18 protein-coding genes and 1 pseudogene are annotated in these 22,675 nt (G+C 63.6%); 16 read left to right on the top strand and 3 right to left on the bottom strand.

Annotated elements, in window-relative coordinates; all coding sequences use genetic code 11:
* Window positions 1–324 precede the first annotated feature (324 nt).
* The 3 genes and pseudogenes from QMA15_RS29335 (at window position 325) to QMA15_RS29325 (ending at window position 2,764) form a co-directional block, all read left to right on the top strand.
* Entirely contained in the window at window positions 325–1,692 is a 1,368-nt protein-coding gene (locus QMA15_RS29335; RefSeq protein ID WP_290287911.1) for a cytochrome P450, read from the top strand.
* A gap of 73 nt (window positions 1,693–1,765) precedes the next feature.
* Window positions 1,766–2,047: pseudogene (locus QMA15_RS29330) on the top strand (GAF domain-containing protein); the annotation flags it as partial.
* Window positions 2,048–2,086: 39 nt separating this feature from the next.
* On the top strand, window positions 2,087–2,764 hold the full coding sequence (locus tag QMA15_RS29325; protein ID WP_290287918.1) for a hypothetical protein: 678 nt from the start codon (window positions 2,087–2,089) through the stop codon (window positions 2,762–2,764).
* Between the two features lie 69 nt (window positions 2,765–2,833).
* On the opposite strand, the gene QMA15_RS29320 is transcribed toward QMA15_RS29325, so the two are convergent.
* The 3 genes from QMA15_RS29320 to QMA15_RS29310 all read right to left on the bottom strand — a co-directional run bounded on the left by QMA15_RS29320 (window position 2,834) and on the right by QMA15_RS29310 (window position 5,253).
* The gene (locus QMA15_RS29320) at window positions 2,834–4,117 is read right to left on the bottom strand and encodes a replication protein (protein ID WP_290287909.1); all 1,284 of its coding nucleotides are present in this window, start codon (window positions 4,115–4,117) and stop codon (window positions 2,834–2,836) included.
* Window positions 4,118–4,363: 246 nt separating this feature from the next.
* The gene (locus QMA15_RS29315; protein WP_290287886.1) at window positions 4,364–4,660 is read right to left on the bottom strand and encodes a hypothetical protein; all 297 of its coding nucleotides are present in this window, start codon (window positions 4,658–4,660) and stop codon (window positions 4,364–4,366) included.
* A 98-nt stretch (window positions 4,661–4,758) separates the two neighbouring features.
* Window positions 4,759–5,253, bottom strand: a complete 495-nt coding sequence (locus QMA15_RS29310; protein WP_290287884.1) for a helix-turn-helix transcriptional regulator — start codon at window positions 5,251–5,253, stop codon at window positions 4,759–4,761.
* A 1,039-nt stretch (window positions 5,254–6,292) separates the two neighbouring features.
* Between QMA15_RS29310 and QMA15_RS29305 the strand changes: the two genes are divergently transcribed.
* The 13 genes from QMA15_RS29305 to QMA15_RS29245 all read left to right on the top strand — a co-directional run bounded on the left by QMA15_RS29305 (window position 6,293) and on the right by QMA15_RS29245 (window position 22,670).
* Window positions 6,293–7,486 (top strand): insoluble domain protein, encoded by a 1,194-nt coding sequence (locus tag QMA15_RS29305; RefSeq protein ID WP_290287881.1) that lies wholly within the window; start codon window positions 6,293–6,295, stop codon window positions 7,484–7,486.
* Between the two features lie 76 nt (window positions 7,487–7,562).
* The gene (locus QMA15_RS29300) at window positions 7,563–8,198 is read left to right on the top strand and encodes a hypothetical protein (RefSeq protein WP_290287879.1); all 636 of its coding nucleotides are present in this window, start codon (window positions 7,563–7,565) and stop codon (window positions 8,196–8,198) included.
* The gene (locus tag QMA15_RS29295) at window positions 8,195–10,282 is read left to right on the top strand and encodes a cutinase family protein (RefSeq protein WP_290287876.1); all 2,088 of its coding nucleotides are present in this window, start codon (window positions 8,195–8,197) and stop codon (window positions 10,280–10,282) included. The genes QMA15_RS29300 and QMA15_RS29295 overlap by 4 nt, the downstream gene beginning before the upstream one ends.
* 150 nt (window positions 10,283–10,432) lie before the next feature.
* The gene (locus tag QMA15_RS29290; RefSeq protein ID WP_290287874.1) at window positions 10,433–12,076 is read left to right on the top strand and encodes a peptidoglycan DD-metalloendopeptidase family protein; all 1,644 of its coding nucleotides are present in this window, start codon (window positions 10,433–10,435) and stop codon (window positions 12,074–12,076) included.
* A gap of 80 nt (window positions 12,077–12,156) precedes the next feature.
* Window positions 12,157–12,804, top strand: coding sequence for a hypothetical protein (locus QMA15_RS29285; RefSeq protein ID WP_192713714.1), 648 nt, complete (start codon window positions 12,157–12,159; stop codon window positions 12,802–12,804).
* Window positions 12,801–13,412: a hypothetical protein gene (locus tag QMA15_RS29280; protein WP_290287870.1), complete on the top strand. Its 612-nt coding sequence runs from the start codon at window positions 12,801–12,803 to the stop codon at window positions 13,410–13,412. Before QMA15_RS29285 ends, QMA15_RS29280 begins: the two co-directional genes overlap by 4 nt.
* A 50-nt stretch (window positions 13,413–13,462) precedes the next feature.
* The gene (locus tag QMA15_RS29275; RefSeq protein WP_290287867.1) at window positions 13,463–14,827 is read left to right on the top strand and encodes a ParA family protein; all 1,365 of its coding nucleotides are present in this window, start codon (window positions 13,463–13,465) and stop codon (window positions 14,825–14,827) included.
* An 80-nt stretch (window positions 14,828–14,907) separates the two neighbouring features.
* Window positions 14,908–15,264 (top strand): hypothetical protein, encoded by a 357-nt coding sequence (locus QMA15_RS29270; protein WP_290287864.1) that lies wholly within the window; start codon window positions 14,908–14,910, stop codon window positions 15,262–15,264.
* A 91-nt stretch (window positions 15,265–15,355) separates the two neighbouring features.
* Window positions 15,356–16,066, top strand: coding sequence for a hypothetical protein (locus tag QMA15_RS29265; RefSeq protein WP_290287862.1), 711 nt, complete (start codon window positions 15,356–15,358; stop codon window positions 16,064–16,066).
* Window positions 16,067–16,082: 16 nt separating this feature from the next.
* The gene (locus QMA15_RS29260; RefSeq protein WP_290287860.1) at window positions 16,083–18,374 is read left to right on the top strand and encodes a hypothetical protein; all 2,292 of its coding nucleotides are present in this window, start codon (window positions 16,083–16,085) and stop codon (window positions 18,372–18,374) included.
* On the top strand, window positions 18,374–19,948 hold the full coding sequence (locus QMA15_RS29255; RefSeq protein ID WP_290287858.1) for a hypothetical protein: 1,575 nt from the start codon (window positions 18,374–18,376) through the stop codon (window positions 19,946–19,948). The genes QMA15_RS29260 and QMA15_RS29255 overlap by 1 nt, the downstream gene beginning before the upstream one ends.
* A 17-nt stretch (window positions 19,949–19,965) precedes the next feature.
* The gene (locus QMA15_RS29250; RefSeq protein ID WP_290287857.1) at window positions 19,966–21,474 is read left to right on the top strand and encodes an ATP/GTP-binding protein; all 1,509 of its coding nucleotides are present in this window, start codon (window positions 19,966–19,968) and stop codon (window positions 21,472–21,474) included.
* A complete protein-coding gene (locus QMA15_RS29245; RefSeq protein WP_290287855.1) occupies window positions 21,471–22,670 on the top strand; it encodes a hypothetical protein in 1,200 nt (399 codons plus the stop codon). The genes QMA15_RS29250 and QMA15_RS29245 overlap by 4 nt, the downstream gene beginning before the upstream one ends.
* Window positions 22,671–22,675: the final 5 nt, after the last annotated feature.

Raw genomic sequence — 22,675 nt, 5'->3', positions numbered from 1 at the left:
GGTGAGCGCTCTTTTCGGTCCTCACGGAGAGGACTGATCAAAACCTCGACCTGTGGATGACTGAATGCAAAATACGCAAAACGCAGTTCCACCACCCGCCGCTGCGGGCATGAACAGAGCGAGAATATTGCGACAGGGCCTTAGGCCAAACGGTCTGACGCTGGTTCTTCTGGACCAGCGCAGCGTCTCTTGCCCTAGTCCCCAACGCAGAATCCGTTTCAGGCACCGCAGTCGATGTAACCGTGAGGCACACTCACAAGCATGACTTCAAAAGGGAGTGCCCGTTTGGCCGGCGAGGAGACCCGTAGCGGGGCTTCGCAACAAATGCCTCATCCCGGCTGGCGGCTTCCGTTGCTCGGAGACGTGTTACGCCTCGACCCTCAGCGCCCAGTTCAGCGCGAGGCGCGCTTTGTGCGTGAGTTGGGAGACGTTTTCGAGATCAGCATTCTCGGCCGCAAGGTGGTCGTGGTCGGGGGAGGGGACGCAGCAGGAGAGGTATTCGACGAATCCCGATTCGCCAAGGCGGTTGTGCCGCCGATGAGTACCCTCCGTGATCTGGCAGGCGATGGATTGTTCACAGCCTTCAACAGTGAACCTGCGTGGGCACAGGCGCACAATGTGTTGATGCCGGCGTTCAGCCAGGCTTCAATGCGCAGCTATCACGACACAATGTCCGATTGCGTCGACCAGCTTTGTAACTACTGGACAGCGCAGAGCAAGCACGGATCGGTGGATGTTTCCTCGGATATGAATCGGTTGACGCTCGAAGTCATAGGTCGCACCGGGTTCGGATTCAGCTTTGATTCATTCGCGCCCGGGCGTCACCCATTCGTCGAATCTATGACGCGTGGGCTGTCGTACGTCTCCCAGACCACCAACAGCGTCCCGATCATCCGGGAAATCCTCGGACGGAAGGCTATGCGTCAAAATCCCAAGGACATCGCCTTCATGAAGAACACGGTCGATGAAGTCATTGCATCTCGTCGCCGTGGAGTCTCGCCACCGCAAGATGACCTGCTGCAACGAATGTTTGAGAATCCGGACCCCGAAACGGGAGAATTGATGTCTGATCAGAGCATTCGCAATCAGGTCCTGACGTTTCTCATCGCGGGTCATGAAACGACTGCGGGGCTTCTGTCGTTTGCGCTGCACTATCTTTCGCTGAACCCGGAGATGGCCGACAAGGTCAGAGCAGAAGCCGAATCGGTCCGCGACTCCGACAGCGCGTCCATCCGCTTCGAACAGGTCGCAAAGCTGCGCTACACACGGCGGGTCCTCGACGAGACGCTGCGTCTATGGCCTTCGGTCCCGGCGTTCTTCCGTAAAGCGCGGCAAGACACTTCGCTCTCGGGGTACCCGATAGAAAAGGGCGCCAGCATCCTCGTTGTTCTCCTCGGACTGCACCGCAATCCCAAGTTCTGGGGAAACGACCCGGAACGTTTCGATCCCGATCGCTTCCTACCGGAAGCCGTCCGTGCGCGGCCGGCCCACGCGTACAAGCCGTTCGGGGTTGGAGAGAGGGCATGCATCGGCCGACAGTTCGCATTGCACGAGGCGGTTTTGGCCCTTTCACAAATCGTCACGCGGTTCGACGTCATCCCGAAACATGACTATGAGCTGGCAGTCGAGGAGCTGCTGACTATCCGCCCAGAAAACCTTGATCTCCAGCTCCGGCCCAGGCAGCAGGCATAAAGGAGATAGCACAACATTTGCCGGCCTCGGTAGACTTCCTTCTTCTCAACTAATCGGAAGCGAATGGCGGCTCATGGGAAATTGGCACCTGATCGAAACTCTGACAGCTGACATCGCGACGCTAGTCGCGTCCGGCGACGAAGCCAAAGGTCTGCTGTCTATCCGCAGACATGTGTCACCAGCGGTAGACATTCTCGTGGAACCGATCGTCAAACACGTTCGCGAGACCCGTGAGCCCTTTGATCGAGTGCTTCATTCGAAAAAAGGAAACCAGTCCTGGCGTTTCTATTCTTGGCCCATTATCGGCCCAGACGAAGACGTGTACGGAATCCACATGTGGATCGGAGATCCCGATGAGAGCATTCCCCAACGCCGAAGGACGTGTGGTGTGCGCTTGTCCTCCTCTGATTGGCTGATCCATCAGACCTGGGAGTCCGGCGCCATGTCGGGAACTCTGATTGAAGACTGGACACCAACCGCGCTGTCCTCCGACTACATCAACCGCTCCATCAAGATCGAGAAAGAACAAGAATTTCTCGCCATCACCCTGGCTCCCAAGCCAGGCATGGTGCTCAACACCTGGTGCTCCGTCAGACATGACGAGGGACACCCGATGCAGTGGCAAGCGATCCTGCGCCCAACCGCAGACGCTGCGGGCACCCGGATTCTCTACCACGACTTCACTGACGTTTACCCGCCCTCGGTGCCGTCTCTCGCAGAAATGGGCCTCCAGCAAGGCCTCGAGGGATCCAACGTCCACATCGCACTGTTCGACGCTGCCCGCGGTTCCGTAGTGCTCTGGATAGGTCGACCTCCAGAATGGTTGGCGTGGCAGTACGCACCCCTGAACGGGCCATTCGTGCACCCAGAGGATCTTCCACAGCTGCAAGCCGCAGCAAAACGTGTCAACAGCGGCGAGCCGCCGCAGAGTTCTGGAGTGATTCGGCTGCAAGGTTTCGATGGGCACTGGGTGGAGTCGTCGACGCTCGTACGGACATTCCAATTCAATGACCATCCACCCCACGCCGAGCTGACACTCGTCCAGATCACACCTACCCGAGAACAGGGCTAACAGCAGTGAGGCATTAACGCCACGCGTCAGTGCCTTTGCAATGTCTCAGCGGAATGCTGATCGCTTCGTTCACTCATTCCTATGCGTAATCCAAATCGGTTGCGCCGCGTTTTCGGCCGCCGTGATTTCGAGTTTCCGACGGCGGGCGATGTCGGTCGCGCGGCGGGCGACGACTCGAGCTGCTTGCCGCCCGGGGGAGTCCTCCGCTGCGGCTGATGCGTACCGGCCACGTTCCGCCTCGAATGCGCCGGCCCGGCGTTCGCGTTCTGCTTTTTCCTGGTCAGCGGCGATTTGAGCGAGAACGTGTGGCGCGAAGGCGATGTCCTGCTGCTTCATGAGCCACCGGATGAACGCGATGGGATGCTTCGGGTTCGGCGCAATCCGCGTGGCCTTGCTCCAGGCGTCGATCGTGGCGTTGAGATCCGCGACGGTCCAGCCGTGCACGGCTGGGTCAGTCAGTGCGAGTGCCCAACCTCGGGGGGTGTGTCGTCTAGCCCAAGCGGGAGTTCGAGGGTTGCCGAGCCACCTGGATGCGAGCAACACGCCTTTCCGGACGCCTTCGGCCTTCTCGACCTCCGCCTTGGACTCCTTGCGCCGCGAAGCGGCTCGTTTATCCACAGATCGTTTTGTATTTAAAACCTCTCTACGAGAGGGAAGAGACAAAAGATGACCCCTACGGGGATGGGGTGCCATCTGTATAGATCCGTCCACGTAGACGCGGGTTTTATCCACAGGCTTGCGGGGGTGAAGTGCCCAGACTGACGCCCATCCTCGGCCCTTGTCGCCCACCCGATACGAACCTTCACGCTCGCCCTTTTTCTTGCGCAGTCGGCCGCGGAAGACCTCGGTGGCTACTCGAAGCAGTTTGAGGGCCTGACGGGCACGCTGCACCGTTCTCTCACCCTTACCGGTGCGTTCGATGGTCTTGTCGAGCGAAAGCCGTGATTCGCGGCCGGTGTCGAACTCGGCGACAGACGCCATAACTGTGGCGACGGCTAGGAGAGTTTTGAGGCTGATTCCGCCGCCTGTTGTCTCGACCAGTGCCGGACGGATCGTCTTGTATTCAGCCGCGTAAGCCTCACGGACAACGATTTCGACCCACTGCTGAGCGCCCTGCCATACAGGGATGCCGTTGTATGCGCCGTCGCCAAGGTCGAGCCGCATCTGGCAGTACCGCCGGCACGCTTCCTTCGGCCCGCCAAGGGCCTTGATGAACATGGGTGTGAGCGAGCGGCATTGATGCCCGCGTACGTGCCCGCGGACGGTGCGGGGTGCGCGAGCTGTGCCGTACCGACGCTGTGCGGGACTACTACCGCAGTACGGGCGTTGTACGGATGTGGGCGCGTGCTCCATCACCAAGACACGCGAAAAACCAGTTATTGAATCTGCAACAGGGCGCGATGTACCCTGAGACCAGTCCACCAAGACTGTCCCTTCGGGGAAGCGCAGTACCACCGAGAGCGCGAGTTACCAGCTCAACCTCTCACCCACTTCGAAACCCTCGGCCTGCCCGCCGGGGGATTTTCGATTTCTAGGGGGTTCGTACTACTGCAAAGCGTGTGAAATTGTCACGTATTCTCCTGCCGGAGAAAGGTTTCGCTACGCAGTCAGCGGCAGAACCTCCTCACGGTGCAGCTTCTGATCGAGTCCAAGATCGAACAGGATTCCCTGGTCAAGCTCGACCACGAGTTCAGAGTGACCAGTTACTAGTGCCAAGACATCTGCCACGAGTTGGCTCTCCGAACTAACACCCGTCTTGGCCCGAAGCTCTTCAAGTGCCTGGGCCACGTCCACAGGAAGGCGTGTCGACACGCGAGTGCGGTTGCCTTTACTTGGGTTAGGCATATGCCTCTCCTTTCGATCCTGCGCCTGAACGTGCGCCAGGTTCACCGCCATCTTGCGCCAAGTTGGCGGTTTCGTTCGCGTGACACGCCGCACTGAGTGTTAGATCGCCAATTTTAGGCGTTCGGAACGTGATTTTGTTGCGTGATTTCTTACTTCGACCTTGCGCGTGTCTCGCGCGTCTCCCGACCGCGCTCCCAAACCTCGACCACCTGCGCCGTCTCGACGTTGTAAAGCTCCGCGATCGCAGAGACACGCTGTTCACTCACCGGCTTCATGCCCTTTTCAATCTCCGCAAGCGAGGTAGGTGAGATTCCGAGACGCTCGGCAGCTTGGATTTGAGTTAGGCCGGCGCGCACCCGCAGGTCTCCCATCCGCAATCTGTTGTCCGGAATCGGAACCAACACACTGATCGACACGTCAAGCTCCTGCGCAATCTGCTTGAGCACCGGGGGAGCTGGCGTGGAACGCCCCGTCTCCCAATGGGAAACGGATTGACGGCTGGCCCCTAGGCGTACAGACAAATCGTCTGGTGTCAGCCCCGCTTTGACACGCAACTCACGGAGCCTGTCGGCCCGAAAGCCGCGCACTCCACTCCGTGGCACTTCATCAACTCCTGGGGTCAGATCGCCTGCTTGCTCGCTCATTCTTGCGCCTCCCTGGAGTGGTACCCGCCACTAGCCCGCGTCATCGTTGCGTGTTATTGTTGACAGCAATGCTAGCCCGGAGCGTTAGTGAGCGTAGCGAGGATCGAGGTGAAGGCGCGTGTATAAGTTGCACAGACCGGCCGGTTTGCAATACGCTTCGAGTGCGCTCCCACCCGGGGGTTTCCTGGATCTTGTCGAGGTCGGTTCCAGATGCAGCACCACGCAAGTGGCACAGCCCTATTCAGGCGTGCCCACTTTCTCCCGGGCAGGGGCAGGCATCTTGACTATTTCTCTCACACAGAGCGGCATTCGACCTGCTCGTGACACTCGACTAAACGACGAATACCGGCCAGATACGAATCGGGCCGGTCCTTGTCATGCAAAAAGCCCCAGAGACGGATTTGTGATTGGCGTCGCTCTCCGTCTCCGGGGTCCCTTTCAGCCCACGGTGCAGCACGCACATGGGCGTCCAGACCGCAGGCCACCAAGCCTAAGCGATCTGGTTGAAAACGCAACCAACGCCTGGAGGCCGCCGTGGGTACCAACCCTGCGCAAATCAATTACCGCCGAGGTTTAATCCCGGCAGCTACCGACCCCGGAATCGCAGATCGCGAACTCCGGCGTCACTGCACGCCTGAAAGCGTTGCAGCGCCCTCAGACTCGGCTCACAGTCCAGCGCCTCACCATGCGCTGATCGACGAGGTGGTCCGTGACGCGCCCACCCCGCTCCCCCTGCCCGGGGAGCGGGTGGGTGCACCTACTCCACGCTGCATTCCCTTGTTCGCGAGCGTGGTTCAGTGCTCGGCGAGGACTCCCGGCACTGTCTGTGTGAGCGCCCCCATTCCCAGCTTTTCCCGCGTTTGCCCGATGGGCCACACCGTACTTCCCACTGCGTCAACGGTATTCCGCCGTTTCGTGGACAAGTGTCTGCCCTCTTAGGGCGACACCGATTGTCGAGGCGAAACCTGTGGCCGCGTACGTGCCACCTCAGTCCGCATCAATTCCCCGTATTTACAACCCAATTGGAAGGTTCCACACAATGAAGCACCACAAGTCTCGGCCTACCGGTCGCCACCGCGCACCGTCCGCACCTGTCATCGCCGCCGGCACCCTCACAGCTCTGGTTGTGGCCACTTTCGCAACGGCAGGCATAGCGGTGGCAGCTCCGCAGCCAGGGGTGACAGGGCCTGCACCGGGACAGCCCGGAGTGACTGCGCCCTCGCCCTCGCCCTCGCCTGCACCGGCGCCTGCGCCTGCGCCCTCGACCGAGCCTGTACCCGAGCCTGTCTATTGGGTGCCGCCGCCCGCCGAATACCAGAATGTTCCGTCGCAGCCGCTGCCGAACTGGGACTACGATTCCGGCACCTACACGGCTCCGGCCGACTACAGCGTTGCGCCGATCGACTACGGCAACATCCACGCTCCCGGACCTGTCGAGATCGTCGCGCCGATCATCGCGCCGAGGGAAAAGGGTCGCATCGGTGACTGGGTCTTCGATCAGCCGAACTGGGCTTCCGATCAGGATCTCGCCCGCACCAACAACACCAGTGCGGTCATCGAGAGTCAGGTCTCGACGTTCTACGCCTCAATCGGTATCCCGGTCGATCGCGCGAGCCGCATCGCCGCCGCACAGCTGGCCGGTGGTGCCGGTGGCGCTCTGGCCGGAGCCGCCGCCGTTGGTGTACCCGCAGCCACAGTGGGCGCGTTGATCGGTGGAACCATCGGCGGAACGTCCGCCCTCGGCTTGTTCAGCCCCGTTCTCACTCCGATCGGTGCCGTGCCTGCTGGTGTGGTGGGCACAGCCACCGGAGCAGGTATCGGTGCAGCGGCTCTGGGCGTTCCCGCAGCGGCGATCGGCGCAGTCGGCGGCGGAATCGCAGGAGTTGCAGCCGCAACCGCCTACGGCGCAGGTGAATTGGGCGAGCCTGTCGATGTCAGCGAATACTTCCCCGACGTCGATCAGCCCGCCGTGACCACCCAGACGCAGAACACGCTCGACGAATGGAGCAACTCTGGTCCGATCGGGCAGGCCGTAGCCACCACCGTCCGCGACACCGTCTCAGCTGCACCGGCCATCGATCAGCAGGCCCGCGACTTCGTCGCAGCCCAGCCCGGCGGCGAGCAGATCATCGAACAGGTCGACACCGCACTCACGGACTTCTTCACCAACGCCACCCCAGGCCTGGCTTCCTCGCTGATCAGCGGCGCAGTCGGAGCAGGCACGCAGGCATAGCCGGATTGGCCGGGACGGGCATGCCCGTCCCGGCCATCTGACATGGATTGCCTGGTCGAAGAAGGAGTTTGAAACGATGTTTGGTTCGAAGGGATCCGCCACCAAACCGGCGGTACGTAGCGCGACTGGTGGAACGGGCACCCGTCCGCCTCGCCTCCCCAGCCGTCCTCGTATGCCGCATGCTCGGACACCTCGCCGTCAGGTCGCGGCCGTGACGGCTCTGGCGATCGCGGTGCTGGTGTTGTTGGTCGGTGTCGTCGTGGGCGCTGCGTCGGTCATCGGCCGGGTCACCGACGACGAGCCGTCGAACATCAGCGAGATCGTCAATTCTGTTGCGACACCATCGACTACACCGTCTCCTGAACCTGCCGGATGCCCTGTCTCTGCTGGTGATCAGAACAGCGGCGAGGGTGTGATCGCAGCGTTCGAGCACGCGTATTACACGCTGCGCTCTGCCGATGCAGCGATCGCGCTACTCACCCCTGGCGCCGCTCCCTTCGCAGCGGACATGCAGTCGGCGATAAATACGACGCCGGAAGGAACGACCTACTGCATGACGGTGACCGGCGTTTCGGCCGGAACATACGCGATGGAGCTGAACGAGACCCGCCCCTCCGGCAAAGGCGCGTCGCTGTATCAGCGCATCACCACCGCCGTGATCGACGGTCGGCATTTCATCACCTCCATCACTGATGCAGAAGGAATCCGATGAACATCTCTTCCACCGCCCGCTTCGCGTCGGCGTTCGCCATCATTTCGACGCTGGTCGCGGGCCTCGCGGCCGCACCTCTCCTGGCCAACGCCGCACCGCCGGTCGCGTCGGGCTGCACCAAGTACATCGGTGTGTTCGCGCCCGGAACGACCGAGACCCGCGCCGACGCCGATCCGTCGAAGCCTGCCGGAATGTTGGGCGAGGTGGGGGAGAAGCTCGAAGCGATGTACGGGGCTAACACCTTCCGTGCCATCTATCCGTCGTACCCGGCCGAAGCATTCTTGCAGTCCGGCATGACCTACTCGGCATCGAAGACCGCCGGCGACCAGGCAATGGCGACCGCGATGGAGCAGTGCCCGAACTCGAAGTTCGTCATCGGCGGCTATTCACAGGGCGCGCAGGTCGCCAACGACGTCGCCGTCAACATCGGGGCAGGCAGCGGTCCCGTTCCCGCTGCGTCCGTTCTCGCTGCGGTCATGCTCGCCAATCCGAAGCTCGGTACCGCCGGTTCGCAGGTCGTCGGCCCCAAGCTCGACGGGCAGGGCATCGCCGGTCCGGCCGCCGAAGGCTACGGCGCTCTGTCGGGTCGGGTCTTCGACATCTGCCACCCGGAAGACAAGTACTGCAACACCAACACCGGCAAGGATTCGTTCCTGGCGTCACTGGGGCGGGTGCTGGCCAACCCGCCCGGAACAGCCGCACCGACCACCGCGACTGCTATCTCGGCAACAACTACTCCGTCTGTCACCGGTCAGAGCGCGATCACCCCGACCGACACAGCCGCGAAGCCGGCATCGGTCCCGGCAGCCGCCGGAACTGCAAATACCGGGGCGGCCGCTGGAACAGCGAATGCATCGGAGTTCCTCGGTGCGGTGACCTCGAACTACGGTTACGCGGATCTCGCGGCTGCTCCGGGTGCGGCGTCCGCGTTGGCGACCTCGGTGGACAAGCTGCAAAGCGCCGGCGCTCTCACCTCGACGTCGGCGGCGGTCGATGTCGCCGCGGTTCGTCAGCAAGCGCAACTGCTGGCCGGAACCTTCAAGCCGGTCCAGCAGACACAGGCCTGGATGGCGGCGAATCCGGCCGCTCGAGACGGGTTGCGCAGCGCTCCGGCTGATTTTCCTGAGGCCGCCACGAACTCGGTCGTCGACGCGCTCGACAAGGTCGATGTTCCGCAGGTTCTGGGTGCTGCTGACCAGGTGGTGACGTTGGCGAACAGCATCCTCTCGGGCGGTGGTACCGGTACCGGCGGCACCTACGCGGGCCTGACCGGTCCTGCACAGAGTTTGTCGAACGGTGTGGCTCCGCTGGCGGATACACCGACCGATCAACTCACCACCGCCACGTCGATCCTCTCCGCGATCCAACCGGTGACGATCATCAACCAGATCCTCGGCGTCGTCTCGAGTGTGACCTCGGTGGACTACAACGCCGTCGCGGCCAACCTGCAAATACTTCCCGGTCATCTGTTGGCCGGCAACGTCAAAGAAGCGCACCGGGTCGCGGGGGAGCTGAACAACCAACTCTCGCCTTTGGTGAAGATGGCGGCGGGGGTGGATCTGAAATCGGTGTCACGGATCTTGGCGCTGATCCCCGATCCGTCCGGCACAGCCGCCTCGGCGGCGCTGGTGGCGAACCTGCTAGGCAATGTCGACATCATCCGGCTCGCCCGCGACGTCGGGCAGCTCCAGGAAGTTGCGTGGCAGGTCGCCGAGACCGGGAACGTCCTGGCTCTCGGTCAGCTCCTCCCGATCGGTGTGGATCTGGCGAATGTCGCGCTCGGTGTCCTGACGCCGGGGCAGAAGATGACCGCCGATCAGCTCCATGAACCGGCCGATTCGATGACCACGTTGATGGGTGCGCAGGCGCAGAATTCCGACTTCGTCGGTCTCGGTAACTCGGTTCTGGCGACGGTGACCTCTCAGGATGCGCAAGCACTGACCTCGGTCGTCGATGCCGGGTTCACAGCAGCGAGTTTCCTCGGTTCCCGCGTTCACGAGTCCTACGGGCAGTGGTTGATCGACGGAAAGCGAACCGCCCTGGACGCGATGGTCGACATCTACCGACAAGCGATCGGCGGCTAGCGCCTGGCGGCGGGTGAGCCGAAAACGCTCTTGGGCGAGAGCTTTTGACGTTCACCTCCCCACTCCTCGAACCACGGCTCTCGCGGCCGCGATAGGTCCCTACACGTTGCCCAGGCCAGCACGGCACGACACAACGACAAGGACATGACGATGGGTGATTCACCCAGCTCGAACAAGACCGGCCTCAAGGCCACTGGCGGCGTCGTTGCCGCAGTGGTCCTGATGCTCGGTTTCGTCATGTTCGGTACCGACAACAACCCCAAAGCAAGCGTCGACTGCCTGCCCACCTCGTCCACGACCGGTTCGGTGGCACCGTCTCCGGGGACCAAGACGCAGCCGCTCAAGGCCGGTACCTATCAACTGACGTCGGGTTTCGGTCCTCGCGGTGGTTCCATGCATCGCGGTACCGACTTCGCCGGCCCGCTCGGTACTCCGATCTATGCCGCTACCTCCGGTGTCGTCGCAGAGGCCGGCCCCGCATCGGGATTCGGGAACTGGGTCATCATCGACACCGACGTCGACGGGAAGCGGATTTCTACCGTCTACGGCCACATGGCTGCCGGGGCGATCAAGGTCAAGACCGGTGATCAGGTCACTGCCGGTCAGGAGATCGCCGCTGTCGGAAATGAAGCCGATTCTTCCGGCCCGCACCTGCATTTCGAGGTCTGGGAGGGTGGCCGACTTCCCGACGGCGCCGGGACGCCGACCGATCCCGCACCGTGGCTCGCCGGTGCTGCCGAGCCGGCCGGACCCGCGCCCGTTCCCGCGCCCGGCACGGGTGTTCCGTCTCCCGCGATCGTCAACGCTGCCGCGATCACCCCGCTTCCGGCGGGCGCCGGGTGCGGTGGGCCGAGCTTGGGCGGCGGGGGACTCAAGCCGGGCAGTGTGCCTGCGGAGTTCGAGCCGTGGATCCTCAAAGCGGCCGGTACCTGCCCCGAGGTCCCCGCTCCGCTGCTGGCCGGGCAGTTCAAGCAGGAAAGCGGCTTCAACGTCAACGCCCACAACGACGACTCCGGCGCGGACGGCCCGGCGCAGTTCCTTCCCTCGACTGCTGCGCAGGAAGGCGTGGACGGGGACGGGGACGGAAAGCTCGATATGCGCTCACCTGCCGACGCTGCGATGTCGATGGCGTCCTACGACTGCAAGATGCTCGAGTTGGCGAAAAAGGGGATGGCTGACGGCCGTTTGCAAGGTGAGCTGATTCCGCTGGCGTTGTCGATGTACAACTGCGGCCCCGGAAACACCTTGTCGCAGGGCCAGGTCTGCCAGAACGAGGAAACACGCGGCTACGTCAGCAACATTCAGAAGTTCGCGATCGAGGAATTCACCGATACGTCCGCCCCGGCGGGTCCGATTCCGGGTGGCCCGTCCACCGGCTCGGCCGTCGTCGATGCCGCTCTGCGGTGGCTCGGCACCCCGTATGCCTGGGGCGGCGGCGACGAGAACGGACCCACCAAGGGGATCAGCGACGGGGGAGTGGCAGACAGTTTCGGCGATTTCAACAAGGTCGGGTTCGACTGCTCCGGATTGGTGAAATACGCGGTGGCGCAAGCCACCGGCGGCCGAACGGTCCTCGCCCACTCAGATCAGATGCAGATAGGCGACTCTCGCGGAACCTCGATCACCAACCCCTCCGACCTGCGCCCTGGCGACATCATCCAACCCCACAGCGGCCACATCTTCATCTGGATGGGCGGCGGCAAGGTCGTCGAAGCTCCGCAGTCGGGCGATGTCGTCAAGGTCTCCGACTGGACCCCACCGGCCTCGGGATTGGCAGCGAAACGATTTGCCTGACAGAACATCCCAGACCAGAACATCGCAAGCAGATGACCACCCCGGAATGAAGTTTCACCCGAAGAAAGGTAGATCCGACAATGACGGCATCCGCAGCCACCGAATGGGAACAAGCCGCCGCCGCAGTGCGCGCCGCCGCTGACGAGTTGCGCACCAGCGACTCCTCTGCGATGCGGGCGTGGGCCAAGAGCAACAACCTGCTCTCGCGCAGCATGTGGCCGAAGGTCAAGCGCGAGTTGGTCAAGCAACTCGATCTCGACTACGACGTCCTCCGCGACGCGGAAGCGACCAAGCGCAAGAACGAGATCGCCGAGGCCGCCGCCTCCGCACCGTTGGTGGAACTGTTCGCCGCCGGTGACGAGCGGGGCAGCTTCGCTGTACTCGGACCGGTCGACGACGCTGCCTGGTACGGGACATTTCACAAGAACGACACGGTCTTCAAGGAAGGCAACCAGCGCTCGGCAGACGACTCGGCAGCCGGTAAGGCGATATTCCTCGCCGGCAAAGCACGTGAGGACGCGAATGTTCCCGCTGTGCGGTTGCTCCTGCACATCTCCAATCCGGAGATCGACGGCAACTCCCTCGCCGGCATGGCAGCCAAGCACGGTGTTGCACTCGACCTCGACATCACCGACAACAACCGGGCCGTGGACTGGTGCGAAGAGCCTGGTTACCAGGCGTGGCAGGCGATTCGGTTGTCGGATCTGTTCATCGAGGACGAGTCGTGAAACGCCACCTCGCCGCGCTCGCTGCTGCATCTGCCGTCGCTATTGCCCTGGCTGGGTGCTCGTCGGGCACGGAAGGCACCGCAACCGGCCCGTCCACCACGACGGGCGCACGGGCGCAGCAGTGGTCCCCGAGCGAGACGTCCGCCGTCGAGCCCACACGGCCCGCGGCCACTGTTCCGGAACACGCTCCCGAGCAGGTCGCCATCGTGGACCGCAGCGATCCGGCTGCCGTCGCCGACGCCGTGGTCACCACTTGGTTCACCTGGAATACCGCTGACGATCGCGGACCCAACGACGCGGCCGCCCGCACCGGCGACCTGCTTACAGAACGCTTCCTCGGCGACGTCACCGGAACCACCCCGACCGGAAGCCCCGGCGGTCAGTGGCTCGAATGGGCCGCGAAGGACGCGCAGGTCTGGCCGACGGTCAGCTCTGTACCGAACCAGGGCGCCGTGGACACCGCGACCGCGGTGCACCGGATGTACCAGGTCGAACAGACCGCGATCGCTGCCGACGGGTCCATCGCCGGCGTCGACACCGTCATCGTCGCCGTCCTGGTCGTCAGCCGCGGCGGCCTGTGGGCCGTCGACAACCTCAAAAAGCTATGACCAGCGAGAAGAACGTCCCCGGAACCACCCCCACCCCGAAAGGAACTCCCGTGAGCACTCCTGACCCCTACGAAACCCAGAGCAACTACGACGCTGAGATCCCGGTGAATCTGCGCAGCCAGCGTCTGCGCCGACAGCCTGCCCCCGATCCGGAACCGGCCGAGTCCGTCGAACCCGATCCCGTGGTCGACGAGACCGACACCGAATCGTTCGAGGAAGTCGAAGCCGGTTACGCCGATCCGTACGAAGTCGGACAGGATGCGCTCGCTGCGAACGAAGAACCCGCCCCTATCGCCGAGGTCGGGTATGCCGGGCGACGGTTCGAACGCGAGGGAAACGACATCGACACCAGCCCCGCGACCTGGGGATGGCGTGGCCGCGTCAACGCTGCCGCAGGAATGAAGATGGCACCGAAGCCGGATTCAGCGGAAGTACGGTTCCGGCAATCGGTCACCCGCATTCAACAGACGTTGCCCGGCTGCATGGTCGTCTCGGTGATCAGCCTCAAAGGCGATGCCGGGAAGACCTCGACGACCATTGCCCTGGCGAACACCTTCGGCCGGCATCGCGGTCACGGCGTCGTCGCGTGGGACGCCAACGAATCCACCGGTTCCCTCGGAGACCGCGCCGCCCGCACCACCGATCCGGAGCTCGGTCCGTGGGACGTCCTCGAGAACGCCCACGCGCTCGCGTCATCTGATGCCGTCTCGGGGGAGCTGGGTCGCTACCTGCGCTTACAGCCCACACACGACGAGGTCCTGGCGGCCGACATCTCCACCACGCGAGATCGAGGAATCGGCTGGGACGAATGCGCCGCCATCATGGCGGTGCTGCGCCGGCATCGGAATCTGATCTTCGTCGACACCGGAAACAACCCCGTCGCCCCGAACTGGTTGTGGGCAGTGCAGCACTCGAACCTGCTGGTCGTACCGCTGCCGCTGCGCCGAGACATGGCGAAGATGGCGTTGCAGATGCTCGAAGGAATAGCCGACCGAGGATACGGACATCTGGTCCGCTCGGCGATCATCCTCACGGTCGTCACGCCCGGATCGGACCCGAGCCTGGAAGCGGACATCGAGGAAGAGTTCGGCCGACTCGGCGTCACGAACATCATCCGAGTGCCGTACGAGCCCGCGTTCGCGACAGGGGAGCGCATCGTCTACGACCGGCTCCTGCCGTCGACGACCGAGGCATACACCAACGTTGCCGCTGAGATCGCTGATTCCCTCGCCGCGAGTGCGATTGGCCGCGCCGCCGAATACGCCGACGCATACGCCCCCGAACAGATCCGTCGACCACCGGAAGCGCCGCGCCGTGCTCCTGCGCCGCGCGTCGCGGCGTACCGCGACTTCGACCCTGAGCGATACCGCGAACCACTACCCGAACCCACATCACCGAAAGGCCGTTTGCGATGAAAACCGTTACTCCACAAGCTGTCTCAGCAACATCGACTACCACTTCCTCGAAGGCACCACGATTGCGGCGGGCATTCGCTGTGGCGATCACGCTGGCTTCGACGGCAGTGGTGCTCCTGCTCTCCGCCGGCGCAGCCAGCGCACAAATCGAGAACCCGCTCGAAGGCGTCAAACCAGATATCGGAGTCCTCGGGCCTGCTTTCAACAGCGTGTGGGCTCGTGTCGTCGGTGCCATCTGGGGCGTCGCGCTCGCTGCGAGCGTGGTCAAGCTGATCATGGCGCTCTACAAGATGCGCTCGATGAACAAGGCCGGGATGCCTACGGAAATGGCTGACGCCGGTCAGGAAGCGAAGATCGCCGGTATCGCCGTCGGTTGCCTGGCTTCGGTCGGCATCATCGTCGGCGCCATCCTCTTCGTCGTCGGCGGCGGCAACTGAACATGCCGACGACGTTATTCCTCCGTATCCCTTTGGTTTCCAGAACTTTTGACGAGAAAGCGATCTGATCATGGCGAAAGATTTTTCACAGGTGGGTTCGAGCAGCGGCCCGTCCTTCGCGACCGGCTCCCCGAGCAGCGGCCCTGGATCCGGACTTCCGTTGTGGGTGAAACTGGTGATCGGGTTCAGCGTGATCGCGTTGATCGTCGGCATCATTGCGATCTTCACATCCGGCGGTGGTGACGACTCCGATTCCGGCTCCGATGCGATTCGCGCCGCGCACGGTCCGACCACCACGATCGACGGCGTTCCGGCCGGATACACCCGCGATCAGGCCGGTGCGCAGACCGCGGCGGTGAACTTCAGCCAGGCGAACGGGCAGACCTACATGGGCCGGATCGACGCAGCAAAGCTGCGAGAGGTAGCCGTGGCATCCAACCCGACTCCCGCGCTCGAGTCCGTCATCGACATCTCCAGCGGCCGAACCGACTCGGGAAAGGGCTCCTACAGCGACGTTCCGCTCGTGGTGACGGTCACCGACTTCACTCAGGATTCGGCGACCGTCTCGATCTGGAGCATGGGCGTGAGCCAGAGTCCGGTCAGTGAGGACAGCGACAAGGTCGGCATCCTCACCGTCTACGGAACGAACACGATCACCGTGGTCTGGGAAGACGGGGACTGGAAAGTCCAGGACTGGAAGTTCGTCACCGGTCCTTCCCTCGAAGATGCACAGTTCCCCGCCGAAGACTCGGCGCTCTCGAAGCCCGGCGCGAACGGCTTCTACACGTTCTACGTCAACTAGAAAGGGGGCCTGACTGATGTGGCGCAAACTAATTCTGACCGCGGCCGTGGCATTGTTCGCGATGCTCGGACTGGCATTGCCGGCGACAGCGCAGCCGACTGCTGTCCCCAACACCGACCCGGCTCCCGGCGTGCAGAATGCCACTCAGTCGGGCAAGGAACTCCCCAAAGGATTTCCGGATGATCTGAAGAAATTCGTCGCCGGCACCGAGGAATTCAAATCCGCCTCGTGGTTCACCGGAGTCTGCAAGGACAAAGGCGGCGACATGGGCCAGTACTCGACACAGGTCATGCACAACGAAAACCGGTTGATGTACTGGACGGCAAAGGAATCCGAGCGGATCGCCGCGTGGGCACCGCAGGTGATGATGTCGAAGAACCCGGCTCTGATCGACGCCCTGGTCGCCGCCGGCGGCGCCGGTACACAGATGTCCGGTGTCGACATGGGAGTGGAGGCCAACCAGAAGGCAGCCCTGAGCATCACCGACGAGTCGATCCTCAAGGGCGTCTACCCGGACACCTACCCCCTCAACGAGGCTGCGGACATGTACCCGCCGTCCCCGACGTGCGCAGACGATCTCGCCCGGTGGACAACGAAAACGACGACCACCTGGGGATTCGAGTGGAGCCCGACACCGGACGCGGCCTCACTTACCGAGATGAAGAAGCAGACGAACGCGGACAAGGTTCCCGATGCTGCATGGTCCGCGCCCTGCGGCGGCGGGGACGTCCCGAGTGTTCTGTGCATGCACGCGATGTTCGTCAACTGCGATCGGAGCGCACCAGGTAAGGACCAGATGGCGTGCACCGCATGGAACGCCAGGGTCGGGAAACTGTTCGGCGGCACCATGAACTGGATCGACCAGAACACCAGTTTCAGTGACCGCCTCGGCGAAACGCTCGGCGGGATGATGAAGGCGACACCGGCCTACATGGGCGGCAAGTACATCGTCGACAGCTACACATGGGCGTGGGACACCGTGGCCGGCCCGATCGGCGATCTCGTCGACTTCGTCAAGGACCCGTCCGACGTGATCGACTCCTGGGCCAACAAACTCAAAAGCAGCGCCATCAGCACCACCAACTCGGTGCTGACCGGCCTGGCCGGTGTCGGTGAATTCGACCCCGCCCGAACCGAATTCATCACCGTCTACGCGGTCTCGACCGGTATCGGTTTGTTTGTGTTGGTGCTGATGACGATCCTGGCGATCTACAAATCCTCCGACGGCGGCATGACCGGTGAGGAGCTGGCCAAGTCGCTGTTCGGGTACATGCCCGCCGGAATCATGATGATGATGTTCGCCCCTGCCATGTCGCAGCTGCTGATCTCACTGATGCACGAGATGTCGCTGGCGCTGGTGGACTGGATCGGGACGAGCACCGATGAGGTCATCGGCAACATCTCCTCGGTCCTCGGAACGCTCACCTCAGAGACCCTCGTCGGTGGCTCCATCGCCGCGATCGTCGGATTCGGGTTGATGTTCCTCGGCGCGATGGCGATGTTCTTCGGATTCTTGATGCACGCAGCGGCATTGCCGATCCTGGCGGTCGTGTGCGGTATCGCGTTCGGTATGTGGGTCCACCCCACCTGGCGCAAGAAAGCCCTACGACCGGTGATGATGTTCATCGGAGTAGTGCTCTCGAAGCCGCTGATGTTCGTGATCCTCGCCGTGGTGTTCGCGGTCATCAACATTGCCGCGAAGGGATCGGTCGCCGACGACGGCAAGCTCGAATCTCTCGGACAGCTCTCGTTGATCGCAGTCTGCTTCGTGATCATCGGCCTGGCGCCGTTCTCCATGCTCAAGTACTCGCCGATCCTGCCGACCTCGGCCGAATCGGCGGACTTCGGCGGCGGCGGATCTCAAGTCGGGCAGACCATCGGGTCGGGCTCGCAGATGTTCCAGCAACGCGCAGGCGGCGGACCCGGCGGGGCCGGGTCACACAACTCCGACGCTGCCGGATCTCCCGGCCGCCAGGTCGAAGGCAGCCCGGTCCGCGGCGCCGCCGGACACCAGGGGGGATCTTCGCCCGAACACGAGAGTTCGGCGTCGAGTACTCACGCTGCCGCATCCGGTGGCCACGGCGGCGGCAACCACCAGGGCGGAGGCGCAGCGACTGCGGCGAAGTCGGCAGGCAAGTCCGGGGGAGCGGAGTCGAAGTTGATGGCCGCCGCCGGAAGCACCGTCGGATTGGCGGCCGGAGCTGCGGTCGTGGCAGCACCGATCGCCCTCGCTGCTGCCGGTGCAGCGATGAACAAGGCCGGATCGGCCGCCCAAAGTGCGCCCGAACATGCGGATGGAGACAACTGATGAGTGAGCAACGTACAGCGATCCTCGGCCGCCAAGTTGCACGCCGTGGCCTTCTTCCGTTCCCCGAACCGGTGGTCGCCGCGTGGGCCGGTGCAGTGATCGTCGCGGTGTCCGCGTTGTTCCTCGTCGGACAGAACATCTGGGTACTCGGCTTCGACGTTCTGCTCATCCTCGCGGCGCTGGCATCGACGACGGACATCAACCACCGTGAGTCCTACGCGAGCCGCAAGATGAAAGCGATCCGCAACAAGCAGCGCCGCAAACGCGGTGAGCACGTCTGGGTCTCGCCTACCGACCCCGATTACGGCAACCCCGATCTGGATCCAGGGTGGGCGTTCCCGACGCCGCTGGGACAGACCGCCCCGCTCGATCTCAGCGGCACCGGTCTGGACGATCTGTTCGTGTTGCACAGCCGCACTCCCGGCGACAACGACCAGTACACAGTGCTGATCGCGATGCAGGGTCTCGCCGAAGGACTGCGCGGCGATCAGGCGTGGGCGGTGACCTCGGCCGCGTTCGGGCGCACCCTGGCAGGGTTCGCGAAACGTTCCTCCTTCGTGCGCGGACTCGAACTGATGAACCGGTCGGTGCCGGCGGACATGACCCCGCACGAGAACTGGATGGAAGCCAAGATCGCCGCCGGGGATCCGGCAATGCAAGTCCTTCCAGCGATCCAGTCCTACGGGCAGCTCATCGACCGGGTGGAGCCGTACTCGGAAGGGCACTACTCGTACGCCGTGCTGATCTTCCCGAAGTCCACCGACCTGCTGATGGAAGGTGCCCGGCTCGCCCGCCGCAAGGGTGCCGAGACCATCGCCGGTGTCGCGCAGGTCATCCGCGACGAAACCGAACGGGCAGTGGCATCGCTGACTCGCGCCGGCATGGGCCGCGTGCAGGTCTACGGCGAACAGCGCACCTGCGCGGTCATCCGCTCGTGCCAGGACCCGAGTTTCCCGCTCGATGCCCACAAGGGTGTCCGGTGGGACAACTGCTGGCCGTCCTACGTCAGCCGGGAGGAATCGGTCGAGGTCGCCGGCAAGTGGAACACCCGTGTGGGCACCATCCCGCCGCGGGTCATCGAGCCGGTCGAGCTCGGTCCGTTGTGGCTCGCGGAGCTGCTCACCGGTGTCGAACCTGATCCGGGTGACGACGAGATCTCGGCCGCGCCGACGATCCGGACGGTGATGGTGCGGATGGACTTCGTCGAAGCCGCCCAGGCCCGTACCGCCGCCGTCAAGGACGTCACCGCAGACCGGGCACGGCAGATCGGTGAAGGCCGAAAGGGCAAGGTCACGGACGGATCATCCGAGGTCGCATCCTCGGAGTCCGCGCATCGGCGCTCCGACCTCAAACCAGGCAGCGGGCACCACGGAATGATCTACTCGCTCGCGGTGTCGGTCACCGGCCGCGGTGAAGACGACGCCCTGCGTGCATGCACCCGCGTCGAACAGGCTGCCGCGGACTGCGGTATCGGCGAAATCGAATGGCAGGACAACCGCCACGACGTCGCCTCCTTGCTGACCCTGCCGCTCGGCCGCGGACTCGCGGCCACCAAGTGGACCCGCGTCAAGTAGCGAGCGAAGGACACCTCATGACGAACACGCAGCAGCGCGCCGAATACCGGCGCGGCCACAAGAAAACCAGCCGATGGTCCTTTGCTCCCTCGCTCGGGAAGAAGAAAGTCCAGATCGAGAGTCCGGAAGAGACCGCCGTCGTCGACGCAGTGGTCGCGTCCGACCGGATCGCTGTCCGTCGCCAGCCTCCCAAGCGCAACAAATTGCTGGACCGGTGGGGCTGGTACGAAATCCGCTCCGAAGGTGCCTGGACCTCCACCCGCCAAGGCGAAGCGCTGAACCTGGCCACGATGCGCCGCTCGGTCCGCCACGAGGGCCTGATGACGGGGCTCAACAAGATCAGCCAGACGATGGAAATCGTCGACCCGTTCGAGCTGTACGGAACGGAAATCGAGAACATCAACATCGCCGTCATCGGCGACATCGGCAAAGCGAAGTCCTCGCTGATCAAGACCGCGTTCTGCCTGCGCCAACTCGCCCTGCCGAACAGGCAGGTCGTGGTCATCGACAAGAAGCGCCAAGGAAACAAGGGCGGCGAGTACTCCGGCATTGCCGATGCGGTCGGCGCCCGTTCGATCCGTTTCCATGCCGGCGGCGCAGAGGGAATCGGGGTGCGCCTCAACCTCCTCGATCCGGCGATCGCCAGCGGAGTCGAACGCACCGACGGAGTCGCCCCGGCAGGGCAGGAAGCTCTTGTCGGCGCCGTCATCGAAGACACCATCGGCCGTACTCTGGTCGAAACCGAAGACGCTGCACTGCGTTTGGCATTGGAGGTAGTCAACAAACGTGCCGCTGCGGAAGGCCGCGAGCCGATCCTGCGTGAGCTCGCCGACGAGCTGCTCAACCCGACACCTGGTTCCGGAGCGACGTTCGGTCCGTTGTGGGCGGACGACGCCAAGCGTTGGGGCCTGACACCGGGTCTGGCGCTGCGCAAGCTGTGCGAGGGCGACCTCAAGGGCCTCGTCGACGGCGCCACCTCACCGGAGGTTCGCGAGGCACTCGAGCATCCGTTCGTGCACTTCGACGTCTCCGCACTGCCGAACAAGGGTCCCGCACTGCGGGTGATCATGACCGTGATCAACACCTGGCTCGCCAATGTTCTCGCATCACGGTCCGCACAACACATGCAGACCGTGCTGATCGTCGAGGAAGGATGGCACGTCGCGGACGGATCGACCGGAAAGGTGTTCCGCGAGAACATGAAACTCTCTCGCGGTCTGGGTCTCTCGACGTGCTCGGCGTTCCACCACATCTCCGACCTGCCGACCGATTCACCGGCCCGGGCGCTGATGAAGGAAGCCGGAATCGTCTTCCTCTACGGGCAGGACCGAGTCGAAGACGCCGAAGAGACCGCCCGCATGTACCACCTGCCGCCCGGCTCGACCGAAATCATCATGTCCCTCGCCAAAGGCCACTGCCTCGTCAAATACGGCACCGCCGACCCGATCCTGCTCCAGCACGTGCGTTCAGACATCGAAATCACACTCACCGACACCGACGAAGTAATCAAGGGAGAAGCAGCATGAACGCCAGCGACCGCGAGTGGGAGATGGACGGCGCATACGACTGGCGAAGGATCGTCGAGCCGGACAGCGCTCGGAAAAGCTGGGCGCGGTCCTTCGACCAAAGGCTCGTGAACTTCATTGCCGCAGTCCCTGATTCGGCGGTGTTGCTGGCGCACGAACTCGATCTGAGATCCGCGCAGTGGATGCCGCAGGTGGACTCGCAGAGCGAATATTGGGTGACCAGCCACAGGCAGGATTGGAGCACCCTCGAAACGGGCGCGCTGCCGCCGAACTTCGGTAATCCGGGTGCCATGGTCTTGCGTGTGCAGGATCTGTCGCTGATCCATCTGGGCCGCGACGTCGATGCCGAGGCTGCCCAGCAAGCACTCGCATACACGTTCTCGCACAGCATCCTTCGGTCAGACGGCGGCGACTACGAAATCTGGGCTCTGGAGAGAAGCGCAACCCGTGATGCGCCCGATCTTCTCGCCGCGATCGCTCTGGAGGACATCGGAGCCACCGTGCGCGAGGCACCGGCGCCGGTGGTCGACCTCGCGAACCGGCTCGATCTCGAACATGCCGACTGGATCGGGGTCCCCGATCCGAAGGCAGGCCCGTTTTCGTTCGTCGACGATCCGGCCCACGTCGACGGCTTCGCGGCGGTACAGGCACGCATCCAAGACGAGGCACAACGTCAATGCGCGGTGACGCTCACCGAGCCGCAAGCGCGCGCTGTCATGCAATACGCCCACGGAGTCCAATTGTCGGCGGCGCAGCCAACCGAATGGCCCATCGGAGCGCCGCCGTCGCAGCAGATCGGCGACTGGGCCGAGCACGAGCACACGCGCCGGGTCGAGGCGATCACCGAGGCACAGACGATGCAGCGCCGTGTCGATCTGCACACGGCGATCGACGCCGCCGCCCTTGCTCGTGAAGTCCGTGAACTCACACCGGACTACCCTCGTCCGGCCCCCAACCTGGTCCGAGGTCCCGACACGGCTTCCCCCAACCCCGAGCCGACCGCACTCGTACCGCCGGCAGAGCCTGTTTGGCGCACACCCGAGACAGCGACACCCCACACCCACGAGCACCACGAACTGCCCGACCTCGACACCACAAAGTTTCATACGCACTGGAGCGCAGAGTCCGATCACCTGAGCGCCGGACATCAGATGTGGCAACCGCCCGAGTTCCACCATCGCGGCCCGAGCTTGTGACAACC

The organism is Rhodococcus sp. APC 3903 (assembly GCF_030407755.1).
Lineage (GTDB): Bacteria > Actinomycetota > Actinomycetes > Mycobacteriales > Mycobacteriaceae > Rhodococcus_F > Rhodococcus_F erythropolis.
This window is presented reverse-complemented; position numbering and strand designations above follow the sequence as displayed.